Below are 21838 nucleotides of genomic sequence, written 5' to 3' on the forward strand. Positions count from 1 at the left end.
CCCCAATAAGAGCGCTGCAGTGTGCCAGGCAGGTCCGGAGCTGTGCTTTGGGGCTGCTTCGCAGCCCAGCGCGGGGCAAGCCCGCTCGCCACAGTTACAGGGTTCCTCCTTAACTGACCGGCATTAAGCGCCTGGCGTGTCTATAATCGCCGCTGGTTCCAACCCTGCCATTACCCATGAGACTGCCATGACTATTTCCCTGTACGCTGCTTCCATCCCGGTCTTCAAGCAAATGCTCACCGCCCTGAGCGATGTGCTGAACAAAGCCGAAGCCCACGCCACGGCCAAGAACATCGACCCTAACGCCTTGCTGCAAGCGCGGCTGTTCCCGGACATGTTCCAACTGGTACGCCAGGTGCAGATCGCTGTCGACTTCGCCAAGGGCGTTTCCGCGCGCCTGGCCGAGATCGAAGTGCCGAAATACGAAGACACCGAAGTGACCTTCGCCGACCTGCAAGCACTGATTGCCAAGGTGCTGGCGTTTGTCGACACCATCAAGCCGGAACAGATCGACGGCAAGGAAGGCATCGAGATCATCACTCGCCCAGGCACGCCGAAAGAGAAGCGCTTCAGCGGCCAGTCCTACCTGTTGACCTACGGCCTGCCGCAGTTCTTCTTCCACGTCACCACCGCGTACGCCTTGTTGCGTCATAACGGTGTGGAAGTGGGCAAGCGTGACTACATGGGCGCTTTCTAAGCACCCAAAAAAAGCCCGGGGTGGTTCAAGCATGAACCGCCCCGGGCTTTTTTACGCCTGGCGTTTAAGCCGGCTGCTCTTCCTTGCCCAGACAGGCGGCTGCTGTAAACAGCACATCGGTGGATGAATTGAGCGCGGTTTCCGCCGAATCCTGCAGCACACCGATGATGAAGCCTACGGCCACGACCTGCATGGCGATCTCGCTGGGAATACCGAACAGGCTGCACGCCAGGGGAATCAGCAGCAGCGAGCCACCGGCCACACCCGACGCGCCACAGGCACAGACCGCCGCGACCACGCTGAGCAGCACGGCGGTCGGCAGGTCCACGGCAATGCCGAGGGTGTGCACGGCCGCCAGGGTCAGCACGGTGATGGTGATCGCAGCACCGGCCATGTTGATCGTGGCACCCAGTGGAATCGACACCGAGTAGGTGTCTTCATGCAGGCCCAGGCGTTTGCTCAAGGCCAGGTTCACGGGGATATTCGCTGCCGAGCTGCGGGTGAAAAACGCGGTGATGCCGCTTTCGCGCAGGCACATCAACACCAACGGGTAGGGGTTGCGACGCAGTTTCCAGAACACGATGGCCGGGTTGACCACCAGTGCCACGAACAGCATGCAGCCGATCAGCACCACCAGCAGGTGGGCGTAGCCGAGCAGGGCGCCGAAGCCCGAGGTGGCCAGTGTCGAAGCCACCAGGCCGAAGATACCCAGCGGGGCGAAGCGGATCACCACGCGCACGATCAAGGTCACACCGTTGGACAGGTCATCGAGCACCGTGCGGGTGGTTGCGCTGGCATGGCGAATGGCAATGCCCATGCCGATGGCCCAGGCCAGGATGCCGATGAAGTTGGCGTTTATCAACGCGCTGACGGGGTTGTCCACCACGCTCAACAGCAGGCTTTGCAGAACCTCGCCGATGCCGCCGGGGGCGCTCACGGTTGCGTCGTGGGTGGCAAGCACCAGCGATGAGGGAAACCACATGCTGGCAATCACCGCCACCACGGCAGCCGCAAAGGTACCCAGCAAATACAGGAACAGAATCGGCCGGATATGGGTTTCCTGGCCGTGTTTATGGTTGGCGATCGACGCCATCACCAGCACAAACACCAGGATCGGCGCCACGGCCTTGAGCGCGGTAACAAATACCTTGCCGATAAACCCGGTGGCCTTGGCCGCCTCGGGCAACAGCAAGGCCAGCAGGATGCCGGCGATCAAGCCGATGACGATTTGCGTGACCAAGCTGATACGAGCCAGTCGTTGGAAAAGAGAAGGGGCAGCAGTCATATAAAGGTTGTCTCTAGTTTTTTTAAGGGCGCAGCAATGCAGGCGGAAAGGGCTGTAGGAAGCAGGTCGCGAAGTCTAGCATGCTGCTGGACCTGTCCCGCTTGCTGCGGCATTGGGTCGCCGGGGCTTCGCAAAAGCCGGACATACTCTGTTAAGATTCATCCCTCTCACCTTTCCTATCCGTCAGCGGGCCCTTCGGGCTGTCGTTGATGTCGTCGTTTCTGGAGTTTTCATGTTGTTTCCCATCCTGCTGCTGTCGGCCGCCGGCTTTACCGTGCTGACCACAGAATTCGTTATCGTCGGCCTGTTGCCGTCCATCGCCCGGGACCTCAACGTCAGCGTGTCCCAGGCCGGGCTGCTGGTGACCTTGTTCGCGTTTACCGTGGCGGCCTTTGGTCCGTTTCTGACGGCGTACTGCGCCCGTTTCCCACGAAAGCGTCTGTTTATCAGCATCCTGATCCTGTTCGGCGTGGCCAATACCGTGGCCGCATTGGCGCCGAATATCTGGGTGATGGCGTTGGCGCGCTTGATCCCGGCCCTGGGCCTGCCAGTGTTCTGGGCCCTGGCGAGTGAAACGGCGGTGGATATTGTCGGCCCCGAATACGCCGGACGCGCCATCGAGAAGATCGGCTTCGGCATCGTCTGCGCCACGGTGTTCGGGATTCCGGTAGGCACGCTGATTTCCGATATGTTCGGCTGGCGTTCCGCGTTTGCGATCCTCGCCGTGGTCGCGCTGGCCAAGGCCTTGCTGCTGTTTATCTACCTGCCGGTGACCCAGCCGAAGAACGACCAGGTGTCGTTGCGCTCGCAATTCAAGATCCTGCGCAACCCGCTGATGCAGGGCCATATCCTGCTGTCGATCCTGGTGTTCAGCGGCATGTTCACGGCTTATACCTACCTGGCGGACATCCTTGAGCGTCTGGCCGGTTTCGACGGCACACTGGTGGGTTGGTGCCTGATGGGCTTTGGCGCGGTCGGGCTGATTGGCAACGCCTTGGGCGGGCGTGCGGTGGACCGTCACCCGCTGATCGCCTCCATGGTGTTCTGCGGTTTCATGATCGCCGGCATGGTCGCGCTGGTACCGGCGATTCACTCCACGATCGGCCTGGCGGCGGCGATGGCGGTGTGGGGCGTGACCCAGGCGGCGATGTTCCTGGTCAGCCATGTGCGGTTGATGAAGGCCGCACCCCATGCGCCGGCGTTCGCGGCGTCGTTGAATATCGCCGGGGCCAACCTGGGGATCGGCCTGGGGGCGATGGTCGGCGGGCATGTGATCGACACCCTCGGCCTGGGCAGCCTGGGCTTTGCCGCTTCCGGGTTTATCCTGGTGTCGATCCTGCTGGCGCTGTGGCTGATGACCGCCAAGCAAGCGGTCGCGTCCAACGCCTGAACGCTCAGGGCAGGGCGGTAAACAACTCTCGCCGTGCACCTTCGGTAATCGCCACGATGCCGGGGTGCTTGACCTTGCGCTCCACCGAAATCGCGTAGAACGACTCGGTGACGGCATCGGTCTGGCCAATCAACGCCACGCCGTACTGGCGCACCACCTCATCGGCGATCACGCTGGGTGCGATGAAAATCCCGCTGCCGGATTGACCAAACGCCTGCATCAAGGCGCTGTCATCGAACTCGCCGATGATCCTGGGTTGGATCTGCTGCTCGGCAAACCAACGCTGCAAGCGGCTGCGTACCACGGTTTCCGCGCCGGGAATCAATAGGGGGGCGCCATGCAGGCACTGTGGGAAATCACCGGCATACCTGTCAGCCAATGTCTGGGTGGCGAAAAAACTGATGCCACATTCCCCCAGTTTCTGGCTGTAGCCCTTGATGTCCAGGTGAGAGGGCATGGGGCTGTCGGAGATCACCAGGTCCAGACGCTGGATCGCCAGATCGGCCAATAAACGCTCCAGTTTATCTTCACGGCAGGTGATGCGCAGTGGCTCGCTCAATTCCATGGTCGGCGCGATCAACCGGTACACGATGGACTTGGGCACCACATCCGCCACCCCGACGCGGAACACAATCTGTTGCTCATTGGGCTGCGCGCGCAGCATTGCCTCCAGTTCATTGCCGGTCTGGAACATCTGTTCGGCATAGGGCAGGGCCTGGCGCCCGGCCTCGGTGAGTTCAAGCTGGCGGCCTACCCGTTGAAACAGCGCAATCCCATAGGTTTGCTCCAGCAGGCTGATCTGCCCGCTGATGGTCTGGGGCGTGAGGTTCAGCTGCTCGCAGGCGCGCACGATGCTGCCGGTCTTGGCCACCACCCAGAAGTAATGCAACTGTCGGTAATTAAGCATGATGGCTATCACTTCGTAAAAACCGAAGTATATGCGAGAAAAATACGAATTTTCCTGAACTGTTTGCCTGCATAGAATGCCTCGCTATCGCGGGGCCACTATTTGGACCCAATGGTTCTAACGAGGAAGACATCATGAAACTCAATTCCCTGGGCGCGGCATCGTTGCTTGCGCTTTCATTGGTGATGATCAGCGGTTGCGATCAGGTCGAAAAAAGCGCGCAACAGGTCATGGGCAAGGCCACCGAGTCGGCCAAGCAAGCCATCGATGACACCCAGAAGGCTGCCGAGCAGGCATTGAGTGAAGCGACAAACGGCCTGATCAATCCACAAAAAAAGGACGATCAGGAAGAAAACGAGTCTGAATCGAACACCAAAGAAACCTAATCTCCCAGTACAACGTCAGGACTGACCTATGGATTACCTTTTACAACTGGCCGCCAGCCCCACCGCCTGGATCGCCCTGGCCACCTTGATCGTGATGGAAATCGTGCTGGGCATCGATAACCTGATCTTTATCTCGATCCTCACCAACAAATTGCCCGAGAAGCACCGGGCCAAGGCGCGGCGCATCGGTATCAGCATGGCGTTGGTGTTGCGCCTGGGCCTGTTGAGCACCATTGCGTTTATCGTGCAATTGACTACCCCGGTGTTCGAAGTGCTCGGCCAGGCATTCTCGTGGAAGGACATGATCCTGATCGCCGGTGGCCTGTTCCTGGTCTGGAAGGCCACCACCGAGATCCATCACAGCATGGACCCGGAGCCTGAAGAGAAGACCAGCACCGGTAATGTCGTGGCCATCGGCTTTGCTGCGGCCATCGGGCAGATCCTCTTGCTCGACCTGGTGTTCTCCATCGACAGCATCATTACGGCGGTGGGCATGACCGAGCACTTGCCGATCATGATCATTGCCGTGGTGACCTCGGTGATTGTGATGCTGGTGGCGGCCGAGCCGTTGGCCAAGTTCATCAACGACAACCCGACCGTGGTGATGCTGGCCCTGGGCTTCCTGATCATGATCGGCATGACGCTGATCGCCGAAGGCTTCGGTGCCCATGTGCCTAAAGGCTACGTCTACGCGGCCATGGCCTTCTCGGCGGCCATCGAGTGCCTGAACATCGCTCGGCGCAACCGCCACAAGCGTCTGCTCGCTGCCCGGCAGTAACGCTGCAACCCCAAAGGCCGGCTGTGCTCACAAGAGCCCAGCCGGCCTTTTGCTGTCTGCTAGAATCCGCCCACTTGATAGCTTGAGGTCCACCATGAACGAGCCGATTCGCCTTACTCAGTACAGCCATGGCGCGGGTTGTGGCTGCAAGATTTCGCCCCAGGTGCTGGAAGTGATCCTGGCTGGCAGCGGCGCGCAGAACCTCGACCCCAACTTGTGGGTGGGCAACGCCTCTCGCGATGACGCGGCGGTGTACGCCATCGACGACGAGCGCGGCGTGGTCTCCACCACTGACTTTTTCATGCCGATTGTCGATGACCCCTTCGACTTCGGCCGCATCGCCGCCACCAACGCAATCAGTGACATCTACGCCATGGGCGGCGACCCGTTGATGGCCATCGCCATTCTTGGCTGGCCGGTGAACGTGCTGGCGCCGGAGATCGCCCGTGAAGTGATCCGCGGCGGCCGCTCGGTGTGCGACGAAGCCGGCATTCCCCTGGCGGGTGGGCACTCCATCGACGCCCCCGAGCCGATCTTCGGCCTGGCCGTCACCGGCATCGTGCAAAAACGCCATATGAAGCGCAACGACACCGCCACCGTCGGCTGCCGCCTGTATCTGACCAAACCGTTGGGCATCGGCATCCTCACCACCGCCGAAAAGAAGGGCAAGTTGCGTGAAGCGGATATCGGCCTGGCCCGTGACTGGATGTGCACCCTGAACAAGCCCGGCAGCCGTTTCGGCAAGCTGGCCGGTGTGACGGCAATGACGGATGTCACCGGTTTCGGTCTGTTGGGCCACTTGGTGGAAATGGCGGACGGCAGCGCTGTGACCGCACGCATCGAATACGACAAAGTCCCACGCCTGCAGGGGATCGAGGACTACCTGGACCAGGGCTGCATGCCTGGCGGCACCTTGCGTAACTTCGACAGCTACTCAAGCAAACTCGGGCGCCTGCAGGAGCTGCACAAGCGCGTGCTGTGCGACCCGCAGACCAGTGGCGGCCTGCTGATCGCGGTCACCCCTGAAGGCGACGCCGAGTTCCACGCGACGGCGGCTGAATTGGGCTTGAGCCTTGAGCCGATCGGCCAATTGGTTGAGCGACAGACCCACGCGGTAGAGGTGTTTTGATGGCAACTGACATCACCGATTACCGCGACATTTTCCTCAACGACCGGCCGATGATGGATACCCGCGCGCCGGTCGAATTCGCCAAGGGCGCGTTCCCAGGCGTGATCAATCTGCCGCTGATGACCGATGACGAGCGGCAACGCGTCGGCACCTGCTACAAGCAGCAGGGCCAGCAAGCCGCCATTGTGCTGGGGCATGAGCTGGTGTCGGGGGCGATCAAGACCGACCGTATCGAACAATGGGCACGGTTTGCCCAGGCCAATCCTGACGGTTTCTTGTACTGCTTCCGTGGTGGGCTGCGCTCGCAGATCGTGCAGCAATGGTTGAAAACCGAAGCCGGTATCGAGTATCCACGGGTCGGCGGTGGCTACAAGGCCATGCGTACCTTCCTGCTGGATACCCTTGATCAGGCGGCAGCCCACTGTGATTTCGTGCTGCTGGGCGGCATGACCGGCACCGGCAAGACCGAGGTCCTGGGCCAGTTGCGCAACGCCCTGGACCTGGAAGGCCATGCCAACCACCGCGGTTCCAGCTTCGGCAAGCGCGCCACGGCGCAACCCTCCAACATCGATTTCGAAAACCGCCTGGCGGTGGACCTGCTGAAAAAACGCGCGGCTGGCATCGAGCAGTTCGTGGTCGAGGATGAAAGCCGCATGATCGGCAGCTGCGCGCTGCCGTTGCCGTTGCACAAGGGCATGCAGACCTTTCCGATGGTGTGGCTGGAAGACAGCGTCGAAGGCCGCGTCGAGCGCATCCTGCGCGACTACGTCGTTGACCTGTGCGCGGAGTTCATCGCGGTGTTTGGTGAGCAGGGCCAGGCGTTGTTTGCCGAGCGCCTGACCCAGAGCCTGGCCAATATCCACAAGCGCCTGGGCGGCGAGCGCTTCCAGCGGTTGCAGGCGATCATGCAGGATGCCCTGGCGGAACAGCTGCGCAGCGGCGCCGTGGACCTGCATCGCGCCTGGATTGAAGGGCTGTTGCGCGAATATTACGACCCGATGTACGCCTTCCAGCGTGAAAGCAAAGGCGCACGGATCGAGTTTGCGGGAGAGCAGGGCGCCGTCACGGCCTATCTGCGCGAGCGCGCCCTTAGAGGATAAACGCGCCGATCAACCCACACACCACGCCTACCAGCATGGTCAGCCCGGCCACCGTCACCAGGACCCGCGCATCGAAATCCTTGCGCAGCATCAATAGCGACGGCAGGCTCACGCTGGGCAGGGTCATCAGCAGGGCCACTGCCGGGCCGGTGCCCATGCCCAGGGTCATCATGGTTTGTACGATGGGGATCTCTGCCGCTGTAGGAATCACAAACAGTGTGCCGACAATCGCCAGCGGCACCAGCCACACCAGGCTGTTGGTCATGGCGCCGTCCACATGGGGGAACAGCCAGACCCGCGCGGCGCCTAGCACCAGCACCGCCAGGATATAGATCGGTATCGTGCTCCAGAACAGCTGCCACAGGGTACGCAGCCACCGACTGAGGAAAGGTTGCGCGTCGACCTGGCTGGCCTCGGCCACCGCGTCCAGCGCGACTTCCGGCACCTGCTCCGGCCGCGCGATGCGCTGTGCCACCAGTGACACACCCACCACCAGCACAATGCCCGCCACCAGCCTCAACGCGGTAAAGCCCCAGCCTAGTACAAAGCCCATGAACACCAGCGTCGCCGGGTTCAGCACCGGGTTGGCAATCCAAAAGGCCAGCGCCGCGCCCACCGACACCTGCTGGCGGCGCATGCCCGCCGCGACAGGGGCCGCGCAGCAACTGCACATCATCCCCGGCAGGGCGAACAGCCCTCCGCGCAAGGTCGAGCCCAGGCCGGCACGGCCAAACAGGCGCAGCAACCAGTCGCGGGGGATCAGCACTTGCAGCAACGAGCCGAGGATCACCGCCAGCACGGCGGCTTTCCAGATCGCCAGGAAATACACCTGGGCGTAGGCCAGCGCCGCTGCCAGGGGTGAGCTTTGTTGATCGTTGAGGATCGAGGCGCCGATGCTGTGGTTATCAGCGGCGACAAACGCCTTGAAGTAGTAGGGCGACCACTTCACGTAGTAGAGGCCTACGCAGGCTACCAATAGGAATAGTGCAGGTTTCCACCAGAACGACCAGCCCCGGACGGGCTGGGTGGAGGAGAGGTTAGGCATGGTGAGGATCCGCTGATGAGTCAATTGCGACGCATCATACGCTCTCAGCTGTCGGCACTCACCTGCGTCGGTTGCGGGCAGGATTCCTCACCGTCGTTCAAGCCCTGCTTGTAGTTGCGGCTAAGCAGCGAGGCTTTGCCGTTATGCCAGGTCAGCGTCAGCACGTACAACGTGTCGTAGTCGCTGCCGGACCAGTCGTCGGTAATCGTGTGTTTTTCGCCGGAGGCTTCACTCGCCACCTTGTTGATCAGCTCCGGCAGGTAGCCGTGGGACCAGGCGGTGTAGATGGTGGCATTGTGGTACTTGTCTTCCACCAGCTCGTCGGCCAGGTCGCTGGTGTCATTGGCCGAGAACTTGATGTTCACCGGCAGGCCCAGCTTGATGGCGCTGGGGCTGATGGTCATTAACGGGCGAATATAACTGTAGGAGTTGTCCAGTTCGCCTTCCTCGACATTGCGCGTCGGGTTGGCGGCGAACACGAAGTTGGCCTTGCCGAATTTTTCCGGCAGCAGGGTGGCCAGGTTCATTGCGCGGTTCAAACCTTGGCAATTGAGCTGGCCCAGGCCGCCGGCAGGTTTTTCGGCGTGGCGCAGGAATACCAGGGTTTGCACGCCATCCACCGGTTGGGCGCGGCTTTCACGGGCATCAAGGGCGGCAACCATGGCGCCGCTCACCAGCAGCAGTGGCAACATGATGTATGAGTAGCGTTTGAGTCGTTGCACAAGGCGCAGAGGCTTGATCTTCATTATAGGTTCGAGTCTTCGTGCGTCACGTTAAGGCGGACAAGCCTGGCCCCAGTGACGCCTGGAGGCGTCCTGCGGTGTTCCGTGTCGGGTATAGCGAGGCGCCTCCATTCACCGTTTGAGCGCACTTAAGAGTGCGCGCGGGCGTATTGGTTCGCCCACGCGGGATAATAGCCCGCTGATGTTGCGCATTGATGACCCATGCAGGACACCGGGCAGATGACTATGATGGGGACTTTCTGCCTAGCCAGGGATTTCCTGATGAACCCACTCGCCGCGTTCCCGATCAACAGTAAGTGGCCCGCCCAGCACCCTGAGCGCCTGCAACTGTACTCGTTGCCCACGCCCAACGGGGTAAAAGTCTCGATCATGCTTGAAGAGCTGGGCCTGCCTTATGAGGCGCACAAGGTCAGTTTCGAGACCCAGGACCAGTTTTCTCCCGAGTTCCTGTCCCTGAATCCCAACAACAAAATCCCCGCGATCATCGACCCCGACGGCCCGGCCGGCCAGCCGCTGGCGCTGTTCGAGTCCGGCGCGATCCTGATCTACCTGGCAGAAAAAACCAGCCAGTTGCTCTCCGAAGATCCGGCGACACGTTATGAAACGATTCAATGGCTGATGTTCCAGATGGGCGGTATCGGGCCTATGTTTGGCCAGCTGGGGTTCTTCAACAAATTTGCCGGCAAGGCCTACGAAGACAAGCGCCCCCGCGACCGTTATGCCGCCGAATCCCGGCGCTTGCTGGAGGTGCTGGAAAAGCGCCTGCTCGGCCGCACCTGGATCATGGGTGATGACTACAGCATCGCCGACATCGCCACCTTCCCCTGGATTCGCAACCTGATCGGTTTCTATGAATCGGGCGATCTGGTCGGCATTGCCGACTTCCCTAACGTACTGCGCGCGCTGGACGGCTTTGTCGCCCGGCCGGCGGTCATCCGTGGCCTGAGTATTCCGAGCTGACGTATGCCGACTTTCGATTTTAAACAACTGGATGTATTCAGCAGCGTGTCGCTCAAGGGCAACCCGCTGGCCGTCGTCCTGGGGGCCGACAGCCTCGGCGACCAGCAGATGGCCGACTTCGCCAAGTGGACAAACCTCAGTGAAACCACGTTTTTGCTGACACCGCGCGATCCTCGGGCTGACTACCGGGTGAGGATCTTTACGACCTTGCAGGAGTTGCCGTTCGCCGGGCATCCGACGCTGGGCAGTTGCCATGCGTGGCTCAAGGCTGGAGGCATGCCCAAAGGCGACGAGATTATCCAGGAGTGTGAAATCGGCCTGGTGCGTATCCGTCGTCAAGGCGATGAACTGGCGTTTATTGCGCCGCCGTTGATGCGCTCCGGCGCTGTGGACTCCACGTTGTTGGAGCGTGTTCGCCTGGGATTGGGCCTGGCGCCGGGGGCCATCGTGCGCAGTCAGTGGGTCGACAATGGCGCGGGGTGGCTCGCGGTGATGTTGGCTGAGCGTGATCAAGTCCTGGCTTTACAGCCGGACTATTCGCAACTGCAGGGACTGGCCGTCGGCGTGATTGCACCTTGCAACCCGGCTGACGACGACGTGGATGCGCAGTTTGAGGTGCGTGCCTTTGTCGCAGGTGACGGAGCCCAGGAAGACCCGGCCACCGGCAGCCTGAATGCCGGCGTTGCGCAATGGCTGCTCAGCGAAGGGCTCGCGCCTGAGTGCTACGTGGTCAGCCAGGGCACGGCCATGGGGCGTGCGGGGCGTATTCGCGTCGAACGCCAGGGCGATGAAATCTGGATCGGTGGCGTCGTCGCGGTGTGCATCGAAGGGCGTCTACAGCTCTAGATCAATAAATTATTACCGCCCCCGCAATACACTGTTGGCCCCTTGGCGTTTGTACTGCCGGGGCCTTGGGGCATAAGCTTTCGCCCCAAAGATTTCCAGCCACTTTTTCAGGACAGCCATGACCAGCCAGTTCCCCCAAGCCCGCCCCCGTCGCCTGCGCCGCTCCCCGGAGCTGCGTGGCTTGTTCCAGGAAACCGAGTTCACCCTCAACGACCTGGTGCTGCCGATTTTCGTCGAAGAAGAAATCGACGACTTTGTGCCGATCACCAGCATGCCTGGCGTTCGACGCATCCCGGAAAAGAAGCTGGCGGCTGAGATCGAGCGCTATGCCCGCGCCGGTATCAAGTCGGTGATGACCTTCGGCGTGTCCCACCACCTGGACGCCAACGGCAGTGACACCTGGAAAGAGCGCGGCCTGGTCTCGCGCATGTCCTCGATCATCAAGGACGCGGTGCCGGAGATGATCGTGATGTCCGACACTTGCTTCTGCGAATACACCGACCACGGCCACTGCGGCGTGATACACGGTGCCCACGTCGACAACGACGCGACCCTGGTCAACCTCGGCAAGCAAGCCGTTGCCGCCGCCCGCGCCGGTGCCGACGTGATCGCCCCCTCGGCCGCCATGGACGGTCAGGTCCAGGCCATCCGCCGCGCGTTGGATGACGCCGGCTTCACCCATATCCCGATCATGGCCTACTCGACCAAATTCGCCTCGGCCCTCTACGGCCCATTCCGCGAAGCTGGCGGCAGCGCGCTCAAGGGCGATCGCAAAAGCTACCAGATGAACCCGATGAACCGCCGCGAAGCCGTGCGCGAATCGCTGCTGGACGAACAGGAAGGCGCGGACGCACTGATGGTCAAGCCGGCCGGTGCCTACCTCGACATCATCCGCGACATCCGCGAAGCCTCGCGCCTGCCGGTGGCGGCGTACCAAGTCAGCGGCGAATACGCGATGATCAAATTCGGCGCCCAGGCGGGGGCGATTGATGAGGATCGGGTCGTGCGTGAAACCTTGGGCTCGATCAAGCGCGCGGGTGCGGATTTGATCTTTACCTACTTCGCGATGGACTTGGCGTTGGCTGGGATCTAAGGGCAGCGTAAACCCTTGGTGAGCGAACACTTGTGGCGAGCGAGCTTGCTCGCGTTGGGCTGCGTAGCAGCCCCACCCCCACGATCTACCTTAAATACTTCATCTCCCTGACTAACTGCAATCTGTGAAGATTGAATTGTGTGTTTGGACGAAGAAAATTCTTTTCAATCGCTGGTCTGAATTTTATATATTTTTTCTAGCTTTATTGTTGGTTTTATTCGTTGTTGATAGCTTCTGCGTTGTATTTGCCAAGGCAATCAAGCAGGACTTTCATAAATTGCCTTTTGTCAGTTATTTCGTCATTGAAGTAAGTGTCAAAAAGATAAAATACGGACTCGAAGTTTTCGTCTGTATTTAAGAAGTGTTGGAGGGTGTTGATGTGCCATTCTCTTTCATCTCTCTTGTATTTTATGAATTCAGGTTTGGTAAGTTTGTCAAGTAACTCGATGAGTTCTTTGTCATCATTTATGTTTTTTGATGCAATGAAGATCTCTCTTTCGGAGTCGTCAAGGTTTTCGATGTTGTAGGTGAATAATAGGCTGCGGAGGATTGAAAGTTTAGGTTGATATTTCATGTTAGTAGTCCGTATAGGCGGTGATTGGGTTTCCGTCTGTATCTAGTATTACTGTTGCTTTTCTTTGTGTTCCATATTCAAGTGTGTCTTTTTTATAGCCCTCTCCGATTGTTTTTCCCATGTCCGTGGGCTCGCGAGATGTTGCGAGGTTGGTCCGTCTGAATATTAACTTGGCACGATAGATGGCGTTGAGTTGGTCCCTATGACTAAGGTATCGAGTAGCCGCACTAGGTATCTTTGGCTGCCCGCTCATAGTGCCTCCAGCGTATCTCTCAATTACTCCGGTGGTTGGGTTTTTGCCTGTCTGTACCCTTTCAAGTTGGGATTGAAGAGTTGTCTGCGCCCCATGTTTCTCTAAAAAGTGTGCCCTTGGGAATGCCTGCTCAATCTCACTCAAACGTCTGTGGGCGTTTGCCTCTGCAAGCTCATCAATTCTTGCCTGTCGCTCCACACGTGTCAGTTGCGGTAAAGCGGGTTCTCCATGATTGACACTTTCCGTGGCCGTCGGAACGCTCGTGCTTGGCTTACATCCATCCCCACCTGGACATGTGCTCAAGCCTAACGGATCCACCCATCCCGTTGGATTGGGCACGTACTGGTACGCGTTGATCCCTCCCGTCAACTTCACTGGGTCGGGTGTCAGGTAGCAGCCAATATCCGGATTGTAGTAGCGATGACGGTTGTAGTGCAGCCCGCTTTCCTGATCAAAGTACTGACCCTGAAACCGTAGCGGGTTGTCGATTTTGCCTTTGTCGAGTCGGCTGATCTGGCCGTAGGCGCGGTAGTGGGCGGACCACATGATTTCGCCGTCGGGGGCGGTCAGCTCCTGGGGCGTGCCGAGGTGGTCGAGTTGGTAGTGGTAGGGCTTGGTATCTTTTGGACCGAAGCCTTCCAATAAGGCTAACGGACGAAAGCTATCCGGTTCGTAGAGATAGCTGCGATGGCGGTCCGCATGGTGTTCGGCAATCAGCTTGTCGCCTTGCCAGAAAAACTCCGTCGTGATGCCGTCCACGGTTTTGCTGATGCGCCGCCCAAACGGGTCGTAGCGATAGCTGGCGGTTTGGCCATTGGGCTGCGTAATGCCGATCAGACGGTGTTGGCAGTCGTAGCGGTATTCGGTAATGAGTTGATGGCCTTTGCCACGGCGTTCGCGGATCAGGTTGCCGAAGGCGTCATAGTCGTAGTGACGGTCACCCTGGATCATCAGGCGGTTGCCGGCGACGATGTCGGGGCCGGGGCGGTCGTGCATGAGCAGGTTGCCGGCGGGGGTGTGGCCGAAGCGTTCCTGCAGGTCTTGGGAGTGGTCGGCGCGGGTGAGGCGGCCTAGTGGGTCGTAGTGGTAGTGGTGTTCGCCTTTGCGGGTGTCGAGCAGGCGGGTGAGGTTGCCGGTTTTGTCGTAGTTGTATTGACGTTGGTAGAGATGGTCTTGTTGCTGGGTGATCGCGTGGGCATGCAGGCGGTGCTGGTCGTCGTAGTGGTAGTGGCTGAGGAGGTGGCCTTGTTGGCGTTGGTGTTCTTGGCCGGCTTTGAACAAATGAGAGGTCAGCGGTGCGCCGTTTAACTCTACGGTGGCGAGGTGGCCGCCTTTCGCATGATTAAAGACCAGCCGGTTGTTATCGGGCAGGCGCAGGTGTTGAAGCTGGCCGCAGGCGTCGTAGCCGTAGCGCAAGCTGCCCCAGCCTTGGTGTTCGGCGGTGAGGCGGTTTTGGCTATCGTATTCGTAGGCCAGCGCCCAGTGGCCGTCGTCGACGCTGAGGAGGTTGCCTTGGCGGTCGTAGGCGTAATCGACCTTATTGCCGTCGGGCAGGGTTTTTCTGACGAGACGGCCGGCATGGTCTCGCTCATAACGAGTAACGAGCTGACTGCCATCGTCGCCGTATTCGGTCTTTTCCCGCAGATTGCCGTTGAGGTCGTAGGCATAAGCCGTACGCTGCCCATCAAACCCGACTTCCTGCTGGATCAGACCATTGGGGCGGTAGGCAAGTCGGTAGGTCTCGCCAACCTCGTTTTCGATCTCGGTCAGCAATAACCGCACGTTGTCGTAGCGGTAGGTGACCTGGGTGCCATCGGCGTTGATGCGCCGGCTGATCAGGTGCAAACCGTCGGCATATTCGTAGCGGGTGACGCGCCCCAATTCATCGCGCTCGGCGGTGATTTTTCCGTAGGGGTTGTAGCTGTATTCCCGACACGCACCGCCTGGTAAAACGACACGAATTAACCGACCGATGCCGTCCCACTGATACTGGGTCAGCGCGCCATGTTCATCCTCGCGGGCAATCTGGCGACCCAGATCGTCGTAGCGATAACGCTTTATCCCGCCGTTGGGCAGTTGCTCCTCAATGAGCTGACCGCGTTCATTCCACACCAGCCGCTGACAACTGTGATCGGGGTACCAAACCCCGACCAGTTGCCCGTATTTGTCGTAGCTGTAATCCGTAACATGGCCGTCGGGATCAATCTTTCGAATGACATCGCCCTGGTCATTACGCTCGTACTTCCAGACCGCCAGACCCCGCCTTACAACCCGTACGAACCCGTTGTCATGCTCGTAGGACGTCGGCTCATCATCCCCCGGAAACAACGCCACCAACCGTCCGGCTTCGTCGTACTGATACGCCGTCACGGCGCCCAGAGGATCCTGCTCAACCGTCAGCCGACCCTTGTCGTCATAGGATTTGAAGTGCTGCGCACCGTCCGGATCAATCCGCTGCACCAGTCGCGCCCGGTCGTCATGGACATACACTTCCTGTCTGCCATCGGCGTTGTGCACCGTGACGCGGCCGTCGTCCCCCCAGGCATACCGCGTATCCATCTGCGAAAAACTGGCCCAATGCCGCACACGCCGCGCGGCCTTGCCAGCCCGTTCCCATTCCCAAAAGAAACTCGCCCCACCGGCCAGCCCACGTTCAAGAATCACGTGCTGCTCGTCGTAGCGATAAACCTCGCTTTCACCTACCGCATTGGTCGCCGAGACCAGTCGGCCCGCATCGTCATAGGTGTAGGAAACGACGGTCTGCTCAGTAATCCAGGCATACGGACCACGGCCTTCGGCCCGCTGCACCTGGTAGTCCACCGCCACGATGCGACCCGACGCATAGCGCAAGAGCAGCGCACAACCCGCACCGTTATCCAGCCGCTCGATGCGCCCCAGAAAATCCCGAGAAATCCGCAGCCGGTTGTCGTACGCATCACTGATCGAGACCAGCACACCGTCGCGAAAGTGATAAAACCGCGATGCCTGGGCCAGCACTAATTCATCTGGCGATGCGCCCAAATAGATCGCTGCTTCGGCCAAGCTGTTGGTGATTGCAGGCCGAGCAACAGTCGGCATCGGGAACGAAGTCATGCGATTCTCATGGTCCGTCCACACGACGGAATCGCCCGACACCACCAGCCGATGCGCCAGCGAATGACTCCAGCCAAACCCCAACCCGCCATCCACTTCCACCGCACTGGTGCGATACAACCGGGTCCACTCAAACGGCAAGATCCCATCCAACGTGCCATCGGTGAGAGTGAGCAACTCCTCCCCGGTAACCATCGACACCGGGCAGCCGTTGGTGACCGTCTTATCCGAAGGGGCCGCCGCATCCCCATTCAGGTTCTTCCCCGAAACAGGCATATCATCGACAGGCTCCTGCCTGACCAACACCGTCTTCTGTGTCTTGTTACGAACCGCCGGCACCGGGTTCGAAACCACATGCTCCCCAGCCTTCAACGGCGCAACCGGTACAGTCTTGATCGCTGTCGCCGGGCCACTGAGCAGCAAAGGCTTCACCGCCTCGACATGCGACTCCAACCCAGGCTCTACAAGCTGCTTGGCCAACAACTCCAACAACTCTCGCGCGCGCTTGGATTTGATAGCGCTCAGCACTTGAGCCCCCAGCCGCGCCGCCACCCCCATCGCACCCAACACACGAATCAACAGCAGATTGATCAGCACCTCGCCAGTGATCTCCCCCCACAGTTCATTCATCTCCTGCGGCGGCAGCATGCGCATCCAACTGACCATCGCCGACACGTAGATAAACAGCAGCGGCTCATCGCTGAGCACCAGCAAACCGTTGGCAATCGTGTCTTTGCCGAACTTCAACAGTTCATCGAGTTCGGCCTGGGAGAGGTAGGCCAACAGCTTCTCGCTGTTGGGCTTGAGATCCGCCAACAGGTCATACAGCTGCGTAACGTTGTCCCACAAATTGAAGAGGGCTTTTCCAAGGCCGCTGACAAACGCTGCTTCCAGCATTCGGCGCCGATCGAGGGGCTTGGCTTCGGCATAGTCTTTCCACTGATCCTGGAAAGTGCCGGCCCACTCTTCACGCAGGCGAGCCTCCAACCCCGAGATCACCGACTGATAAGACGCATACAGCGCCTTGACGTGATCCTTGGAAACGTTGGGGTAGAAGCTGATTCGGTACTGCTGGTTGCGATCACACTCGGTGATTTCGAGGATGCCGCTGGGGCCGATGGTCTTGTGGATCGGCTCGCCCAACGGTCCGCCATTGGGATCGACGCGCTGCAGCATCACCGGCGTGTTGCCGATGGGCACGGACCGCGTGCTCTGGAACATATGCACCAGCGTCAGGGTGCCATTGGCCGGGCACGTGGCGACGGTGCTGCTGGGGATGACTGAGCGATTGATCGGCGCGACCAGCGCGACCTCATCGCCAACCTTGAAGACCTGTTCGACATCCAGCGCCGAGAAGCTCCAGAAGCTATGTGCCCAGTCATCGAACGTATTCAGGCATTCGCGAAAGTCACGGAAGACGCTTTCAACGTCGACCGTCTTCACATCCATCGGGGTCAGGGCCAGCCTGCCAATGGCCGGGTTCAAGACGCAGCCCCTTCAACCAGGGCCTTAACGAAAACAACCATCTGCAATCCCTTGCACTGTGTATTCAGGCGAGGGACTTTGCAGCGGTTTTCAGGCTGGGGCTGTAGAGCTTATCTTGCCGTTACGTGGGATCTTTCAGGGGCTATCGTCCCTTTTTGGCTGCGTATCAAAAGCCTTCAACGCTGCGCAAATGCCAGGTTCAGCCCCAGCCCCACAAACACCGCCGCAAAACTGCGGCGCAGCCAGTTCTGCACCCGTGGCGATTCGATCACCGCGCGGCGAAACCCGGTTAGACTTACCTGTCGATATCAGCAATGCCCCGGCCCGTCGTTATCCAAGGAAGCCTTATGTACCCAAGCCGCCTGATCTTGTGCCTCACTACTTTGCTGGTGCTGGCCGGCTGCTCCACGTCACGCGGCCCGCAGCAACCAGAGCGCAGCGAAGCCGAGGTGAAGGCGCAGATCGTGCGCCTGCTTCCGGCTAAAGTCGCAGACCGCGACGGCTGGGCCCAGGACATCTATACCGCTTTTGACACTCAGAAGATCTACCCCAGTACCGAGAATATCTGTGCCGTATTGGCGGTGACCGAGCAGGAATCCACCTATCAGGTCGACCCGCCCGTGCCCGGCATGGGCAAGATCGCCCAGGATGAAATCCTGCGCCGTGCCGGCAAGGTGCATGTGCCGGCCTTTGTGGTGCGCAGCGCCCTGCAACTGCGCTCGCCCACCGGCAAGTCCTATGCCGAGCGCTTGAATGCCGCGCGCACGGAGAAGGACCTGAGTGGCATCTTCGATGACTTCATCAGCATGGTGCCCTTGGGCAACACGCTGTTTGGCGGCTTCAACCCGGTGCACACCGCAGGCCCCATGCAAGTCAGTATCGACTTCGCGCAGAAACAGGCGCGAGGCTATCCCTACACGGTGGATGGCACGATTCGTCGGGAAGTCTTCACCCGGCGGGGCGGCATGTACTTCGGTATCGCCCATTTGCTCGGTTATCCGGTGAGCTATGACCAGCCGCTGTACCGCTTTGCCGACTTCAATGCGGGTTGGTACGCCAGCCGTAATGCGGCGTTCCAGGCGGCGGTCAGCCGCGTGTCGGGCACTGAGTTGGCGCTGGATGGGGATTTGATTCGCTACGGCTCATTGTTGCCCGGCACCACCGAACTGGCGGTGCGCTCATTGGGCGCGAAGCTGGACATGCGCAACCCCAGCATCCGCAGCCAGCTGGAACAGGGCGAACAGCTGGATTTTGAAGATACCACCCTCTACAAGCGCGTGTTTGCCCTGGCCGACCAGGCCGCCGGCAAGCCGATGCCGCGCGCGATCCTGCCGGGCATCGTGCTCAAAAGCCCGAAGATCACCCGCAACCTGACCACGGCGTGGTTTGCCAAGCGCGTGGATGAGCGGTACCAACGTTGCATGAAGCGCTGATCAGCTATGGCGCCTGACAAATTTGCGCCACAGCCACACCCACAACCACACTACCGGAAACGCCAGGATCATGAACGGCAGCACATAGCTGGCGCGTGCCAGGGCGTCTGCGGTGCCGTCCACCATAAAGCGGGTTCGGCGAATTAACGCAAAGCATCGTGCAAGATTTGCAGGGCTGATGGTGATGGCTGCCGTTGGGCATGTGGCGTACATCTCAAATCCGACCCCAAGGAAGACTCGCCATGATTGCTCACGCTGTGCCCGAAGGTTTTGTCCCGCTGCCACGCAGCAGCCCGTTGCTGGATTTGCTCGGCCCGGCGTATTGCCGAGGTGACGGCCTGCAACTGGAGATCGGCCTGCGCGCCGACAATCGTCATGCCAATGGGCGTGGGACTGTGCACGGTGGGGTGTTGGCGACCCTGGCGGATGTCGGCATGGGCTATGCCATGGCGTTTTCCAGTGAGCCGCCGTTGCCGTTGATTACAGCGAGCATGACCGTGGATTACCTGGGGGCGGTGCAGGTGGGGGAGTGGATTACCGTGCGCTTGGAACATCACAAGCGAGGGCGGCAAATGGCGTTTGCCACGGTGAGCCTGCAGGTGGGGGAGAAGGTGGTGGCGCGGGCGAACGCGGTGTTTGCCGTGCCTCAATCTGACAGGCAATGAAGATCTAATGTGGGGTGCTGTATTTTCAGGGAAACCGCGTAAAGAAAAGGCCTGGCTTTTCGTGGAGCCGGGCCTTTTCGGTGTTGCTCTTTTATCAGCTGCGTTCGAGGGCCAGGGCTACGCCTTGGCCGCCACCGATGCACAGTGTCGCCAGGCCTTTCTTGGCATCGCGCTTGATCATTTCGTGCAGCAGGGTAACCAGCACGCGGCAGCCTGACGCGCCGATCGGGTGGCCGATGGCGATGGCACCACCGTTGACGTTGACCTTGTCCGCATCCCACTCCAGCTCTTTAGCTACCGCCAGGGATTGCGCGGCAAAGGCTTCATTGGCTTCGATCAGGTCCAGATCGTCCAGGCTCCAACCGGCTTTGTCCAGGCAGCGGCGGGTGGCCGAGACCGGGCCGATGCCCATGATCGCCGGGTCAACGCCCGCGTTGGCGTAGCTGGCGATGCGCGCCAATACCGGCAAGCCGAGGGCCTTGGCCTTGGCGGCACTCATCAGCAGCACCGCGGCGGCACCGTCATTGAGGCTGGAGGCGTTGCCGGCGGTGACGCTACCGTCTTTCTTGAACGCCGGCTTGAGCTTGGCCAGGGACTCGGCGGTGGTACCGGCGCGAGGCTGCTCATCCACGGCGAAGGCAACCGGGTCGCCCTTGCGCTGGGGGATCAGGATCGGCGTGATCTCATCGACAAAACGCCCGGCCTCGATGGCGGCAGTGGCTTTTTGCTGGGACGCAGCGGCGAAAGCATCCTGGGCTTCACGGCTGATGCCGTATTTGTCCACCAGGTTCTCGGCGGTGATGCCCATGTGGTAGTCGTTGAACGCATCCCACAGGCCGTCAGTGATCATGCTGTCGATCATCTTGGCGTGGCCCATGCGCAAACCCGTGCGTGCAGCAGGCAGTACGTACGGTGCCAGGCTCATGTTCTCCATGCCGCCGGCGATGATGACCTCGGCGTCACCGCAACGGATGGCCTGGGCGCCCAGGTGCAGGGCTTTCAGGCCTGAGCCGCAGACCTTGTTCAGGGTCAGGCTCGGCACGGCGTGGGGCAGGCCGGCGAGGATCGAGGCTTGGCGTGCGGGGTTCTGGCCGCTGCCGGCAGTGAGTACCTGGCCGAGGATGACTTCATCTACTTGGGCCGGGTCCAGGCCGGTCTGCTCCAGCAGGCGACGGATCACGGCGGCGCCCAGCTCCGGTGCCGGAATGCTTGCCAGCGAACCTTGAAAGCTGCCCACGGCGGTGCGGGTAGCAGCAACAATCACGACGTCTTGCATGGAATCTGTCCTCACTGGAAGTGCATTTCTGGAACGTGGTCCGGGACGATCAGTTTACCGGCGGTCTTGCTCACAATCTCTTCAACGCTGACGCCAGGTGCGCGTTCCTTGAGGACAAAAGCGCCATTTTCGATTTCCAGGTACGCGAGGTCTGTCAGCACACGCTTGATGCAGTTGGCACCGGTCAGCGGCAGGCTGCATTGGCTGAGCAACTTGGACTCGCCGTCCTTGGAGGCGTGGGTCATGATCACGATGATGTTTTCCGCACCGGCCACCAGGTCCATGGCGCCGCCCATGCCCTTGACCAGTTTGCCGGGGATCATCCACGAGGCGATGTTGCCATGTACGTCCACTTCAAACGCGCCGAGCACGGTGAGGTCGACGTGGCCGCCACGAATCATCGCGAAGGATTCGGCAGAGGAGAAGATCGAGGCGCCGATGCGCGCCGTCACAGTCTGTTTGCCGGCGTTGATCATGTCGGCATCGATGGTTTCTTCGGTAGGAAACGGGCCCATGCCCAGCAGGCCGTTTTCCGACTGCAGCATCACTTCCATGCCTTCGGGGATGTAGTTGGCCACCAGGGTCGGAATGCCGATGCCCAGGTTGACGTAGAAACCGTCCTGCATTTCGCGGGCGACGCGTTGAGCCATTTGTTCGCGGGTAAGAGCCATTTTATGAGTCCTTATTGTTCGGGCTGGGG

19 protein-coding genes and 2 pseudogenes are annotated in these 21838 nt (G+C 60.3%); 11 read left to right on the top strand and 10 right to left on the bottom strand.

Translation table 11 applies throughout. The annotated features are described in order from the left end of the window. Window positions 1-187 precede the first annotated feature (187 nt). Entirely contained in the window at window positions 188-697 is a 510-nt protein-coding gene (locus FIV39_RS24490) for a DUF1993 domain-containing protein (protein WP_090402146.1), read from the top strand. Window positions 698-761: 64 nt separating this feature from the next. On the opposite strand, the gene sstT is transcribed toward FIV39_RS24490, so the two are convergent. Then, window positions 762-1982 carry a serine/threonine transporter SstT gene (gene sstT, locus FIV39_RS24495; protein WP_090402148.1) on the bottom strand — a complete coding sequence of 407 codons (1221 nt, stop codon included), beginning with the start codon at window positions 1980-1982 and terminating at the stop codon, window positions 762-764. Between the two features lie 232 nt (window positions 1983-2214). On the opposite strand from sstT, the gene FIV39_RS24500 reads away from it, so the two are divergent. Then, complete coding sequence (locus FIV39_RS24500) at window positions 2215-3372, top strand: MFS transporter (RefSeq protein ID WP_090402150.1); 1158 nt, start codon at window positions 2215-2217, stop codon at window positions 3370-3372. Between the two features lie 4 nt (window positions 3373-3376). Here FIV39_RS24500 and nhaR read toward each other — a convergent pair whose 3' ends face one another. Beyond that, entirely contained in the window at window positions 3377-4279 is a 903-nt protein-coding gene (gene nhaR, locus FIV39_RS24505; RefSeq protein WP_090402152.1) for a transcriptional activator NhaR, read from the bottom strand. Window positions 4280-4413: 134 nt separating this feature from the next. Here nhaR and FIV39_RS24510 point away from each other — a divergent pair, with 134 nt between their 5' ends. The 4 genes from FIV39_RS24510 (at window position 4414) to mnmH (ending at window position 7672) form a co-directional block, all read left to right on the top strand. Next, window positions 4414-4665: a hypothetical protein gene (locus tag FIV39_RS24510; RefSeq protein WP_027603160.1), complete on the top strand. Its 252-nt coding sequence runs from the start codon at window positions 4414-4416 to the stop codon at window positions 4663-4665. Window positions 4666-4693: 28 nt separating this feature from the next. Beyond that, window positions 4694-5443 carry a TerC family protein gene (locus tag FIV39_RS24515; protein WP_065926954.1) on the top strand — a complete coding sequence of 250 codons (750 nt, stop codon included), beginning with the start codon at window positions 4694-4696 and terminating at the stop codon, window positions 5441-5443. 94 nt (window positions 5444-5537) lie between these two features. Further along, window positions 5538-6572, top strand: coding sequence for a selenide, water dikinase SelD (selD, locus tag FIV39_RS24520; protein WP_090402153.1), 1035 nt, complete (start codon window positions 5538-5540; stop codon window positions 6570-6572). After that, entirely contained in the window at window positions 6572-7672 is a 1101-nt protein-coding gene (gene mnmH, locus FIV39_RS24525) for a tRNA 2-selenouridine(34) synthase MnmH (protein WP_090402155.1), read from the top strand. Before selD ends, mnmH begins: the two co-directional genes overlap by 1 nt. On the opposite strand, the gene FIV39_RS24530 is transcribed toward mnmH, so the two are convergent. Then, entirely contained in the window at window positions 7662-8717 is a 1056-nt protein-coding gene (locus tag FIV39_RS24530; protein WP_090402157.1) for a permease, read from the bottom strand. The two genes, mnmH and FIV39_RS24530, sit on opposite strands and share 11 nt — an antisense overlap. Before the next feature lie 44 nt (window positions 8718-8761). Continuing rightward, the gene (locus tag FIV39_RS24535) at window positions 8762-9463 is read right to left on the bottom strand and encodes a histidine phosphatase family protein (protein WP_090402159.1); all 702 of its coding nucleotides are present in this window, start codon (window positions 9461-9463) and stop codon (window positions 8762-8764) included. 258 nt (window positions 9464-9721) lie between these two features. Here FIV39_RS24535 and FIV39_RS24540 point away from each other — a divergent pair, with 258 nt between their 5' ends. The 3 genes from FIV39_RS24540 (at window position 9722) to hemB (ending at window position 12359) form a co-directional block, all read left to right on the top strand. Then, window positions 9722-10420, top strand: a complete 699-nt coding sequence (locus FIV39_RS24540; protein WP_090402161.1) for a glutathione S-transferase N-terminal domain-containing protein — start codon at window positions 9722-9724, stop codon at window positions 10418-10420. A gap of 3 nt (window positions 10421-10423) precedes the next feature. Then, window positions 10424-11266, top strand: a complete 843-nt coding sequence (locus tag FIV39_RS24545; protein WP_090402163.1) for a PhzF family phenazine biosynthesis protein — start codon at window positions 10424-10426, stop codon at window positions 11264-11266. Between the two features lie 118 nt (window positions 11267-11384). Beyond that, window positions 11385-12359 (top strand): porphobilinogen synthase, encoded by a 975-nt coding sequence (gene hemB, locus FIV39_RS24550; RefSeq protein WP_090402165.1) that lies wholly within the window; start codon window positions 11385-11387, stop codon window positions 12357-12359. A 214-nt stretch (window positions 12360-12573) separates the two neighbouring features. On the opposite strand, the gene FIV39_RS24555 is transcribed toward hemB, so the two are convergent. From FIV39_RS24555 to FIV39_RS24565, 3 genes and pseudogenes are all read right to left on the bottom strand, one after another. Continuing rightward, window positions 12574-12933 carry a hypothetical protein gene (locus FIV39_RS24555; protein WP_090402167.1) on the bottom strand — a complete coding sequence of 120 codons (360 nt, stop codon included), beginning with the start codon at window positions 12931-12933 and terminating at the stop codon, window positions 12574-12576. A gap of 1 nt (window position 12934) precedes the next feature. Further along, window positions 12935-17728, bottom strand: a complete 4794-nt coding sequence (locus FIV39_RS24560; RefSeq protein ID WP_146371638.1) for an RHS repeat-associated core domain-containing protein — start codon at window positions 17726-17728, stop codon at window positions 12935-12937. 212 nt (window positions 17729-17940) lie between these two features. After that, window positions 17941-18048, bottom strand: a pseudogene (locus FIV39_RS24565) (LysE family translocator); the annotation flags it as partial. Window positions 18049-18111: 63 nt separating this feature from the next. On the opposite strand from FIV39_RS24565, the gene FIV39_RS24570 reads away from it, so the two are divergent. Further along, window positions 18112-19197 (top strand): DUF1615 domain-containing protein, encoded by a 1086-nt coding sequence (locus FIV39_RS24570; protein WP_090402169.1) that lies wholly within the window; start codon window positions 18112-18114, stop codon window positions 19195-19197. Here the strand turns inward: FIV39_RS24570 and FIV39_RS33600 are convergent. After that, window positions 19198-19323 (bottom strand): annotated as a pseudogene (locus tag FIV39_RS33600) (DUF4349 domain-containing protein); the annotation flags it as partial. Window positions 19324-19439: 116 nt separating this feature from the next. Between FIV39_RS33600 and FIV39_RS24575 the strand changes: the two are divergent. Then, window positions 19440-19862, top strand: coding sequence for a PaaI family thioesterase (locus FIV39_RS24575; RefSeq protein WP_090402171.1), 423 nt, complete (start codon window positions 19440-19442; stop codon window positions 19860-19862). Window positions 19863-19956: 94 nt separating this feature from the next. On the opposite strand, the gene FIV39_RS24580 is transcribed toward FIV39_RS24575, so the two are convergent. Both FIV39_RS24580 and FIV39_RS24585 read right to left on the bottom strand, forming a co-directional pair. Next, window positions 19957-21138, bottom strand: a complete 1182-nt coding sequence (locus tag FIV39_RS24580) for an acetyl-CoA C-acetyltransferase (RefSeq protein WP_090402173.1) — start codon at window positions 21136-21138, stop codon at window positions 19957-19959. Window positions 21139-21149: 11 nt separating this feature from the next. Further along, entirely contained in the window at window positions 21150-21809 is a 660-nt protein-coding gene (locus FIV39_RS24585) for a CoA transferase subunit B (protein ID WP_032886654.1), read from the bottom strand. Between the last annotated feature and the right edge of the window lie 29 nt (window positions 21810-21838).

Origin of the sequence: Pseudomonas grimontii (assembly GCF_007858185.1) — a bacterium.
Taxonomy (GTDB): domain Bacteria; phylum Pseudomonadota; class Gammaproteobacteria; order Pseudomonadales; family Pseudomonadaceae; genus Aquipseudomonas; species Aquipseudomonas grimontii.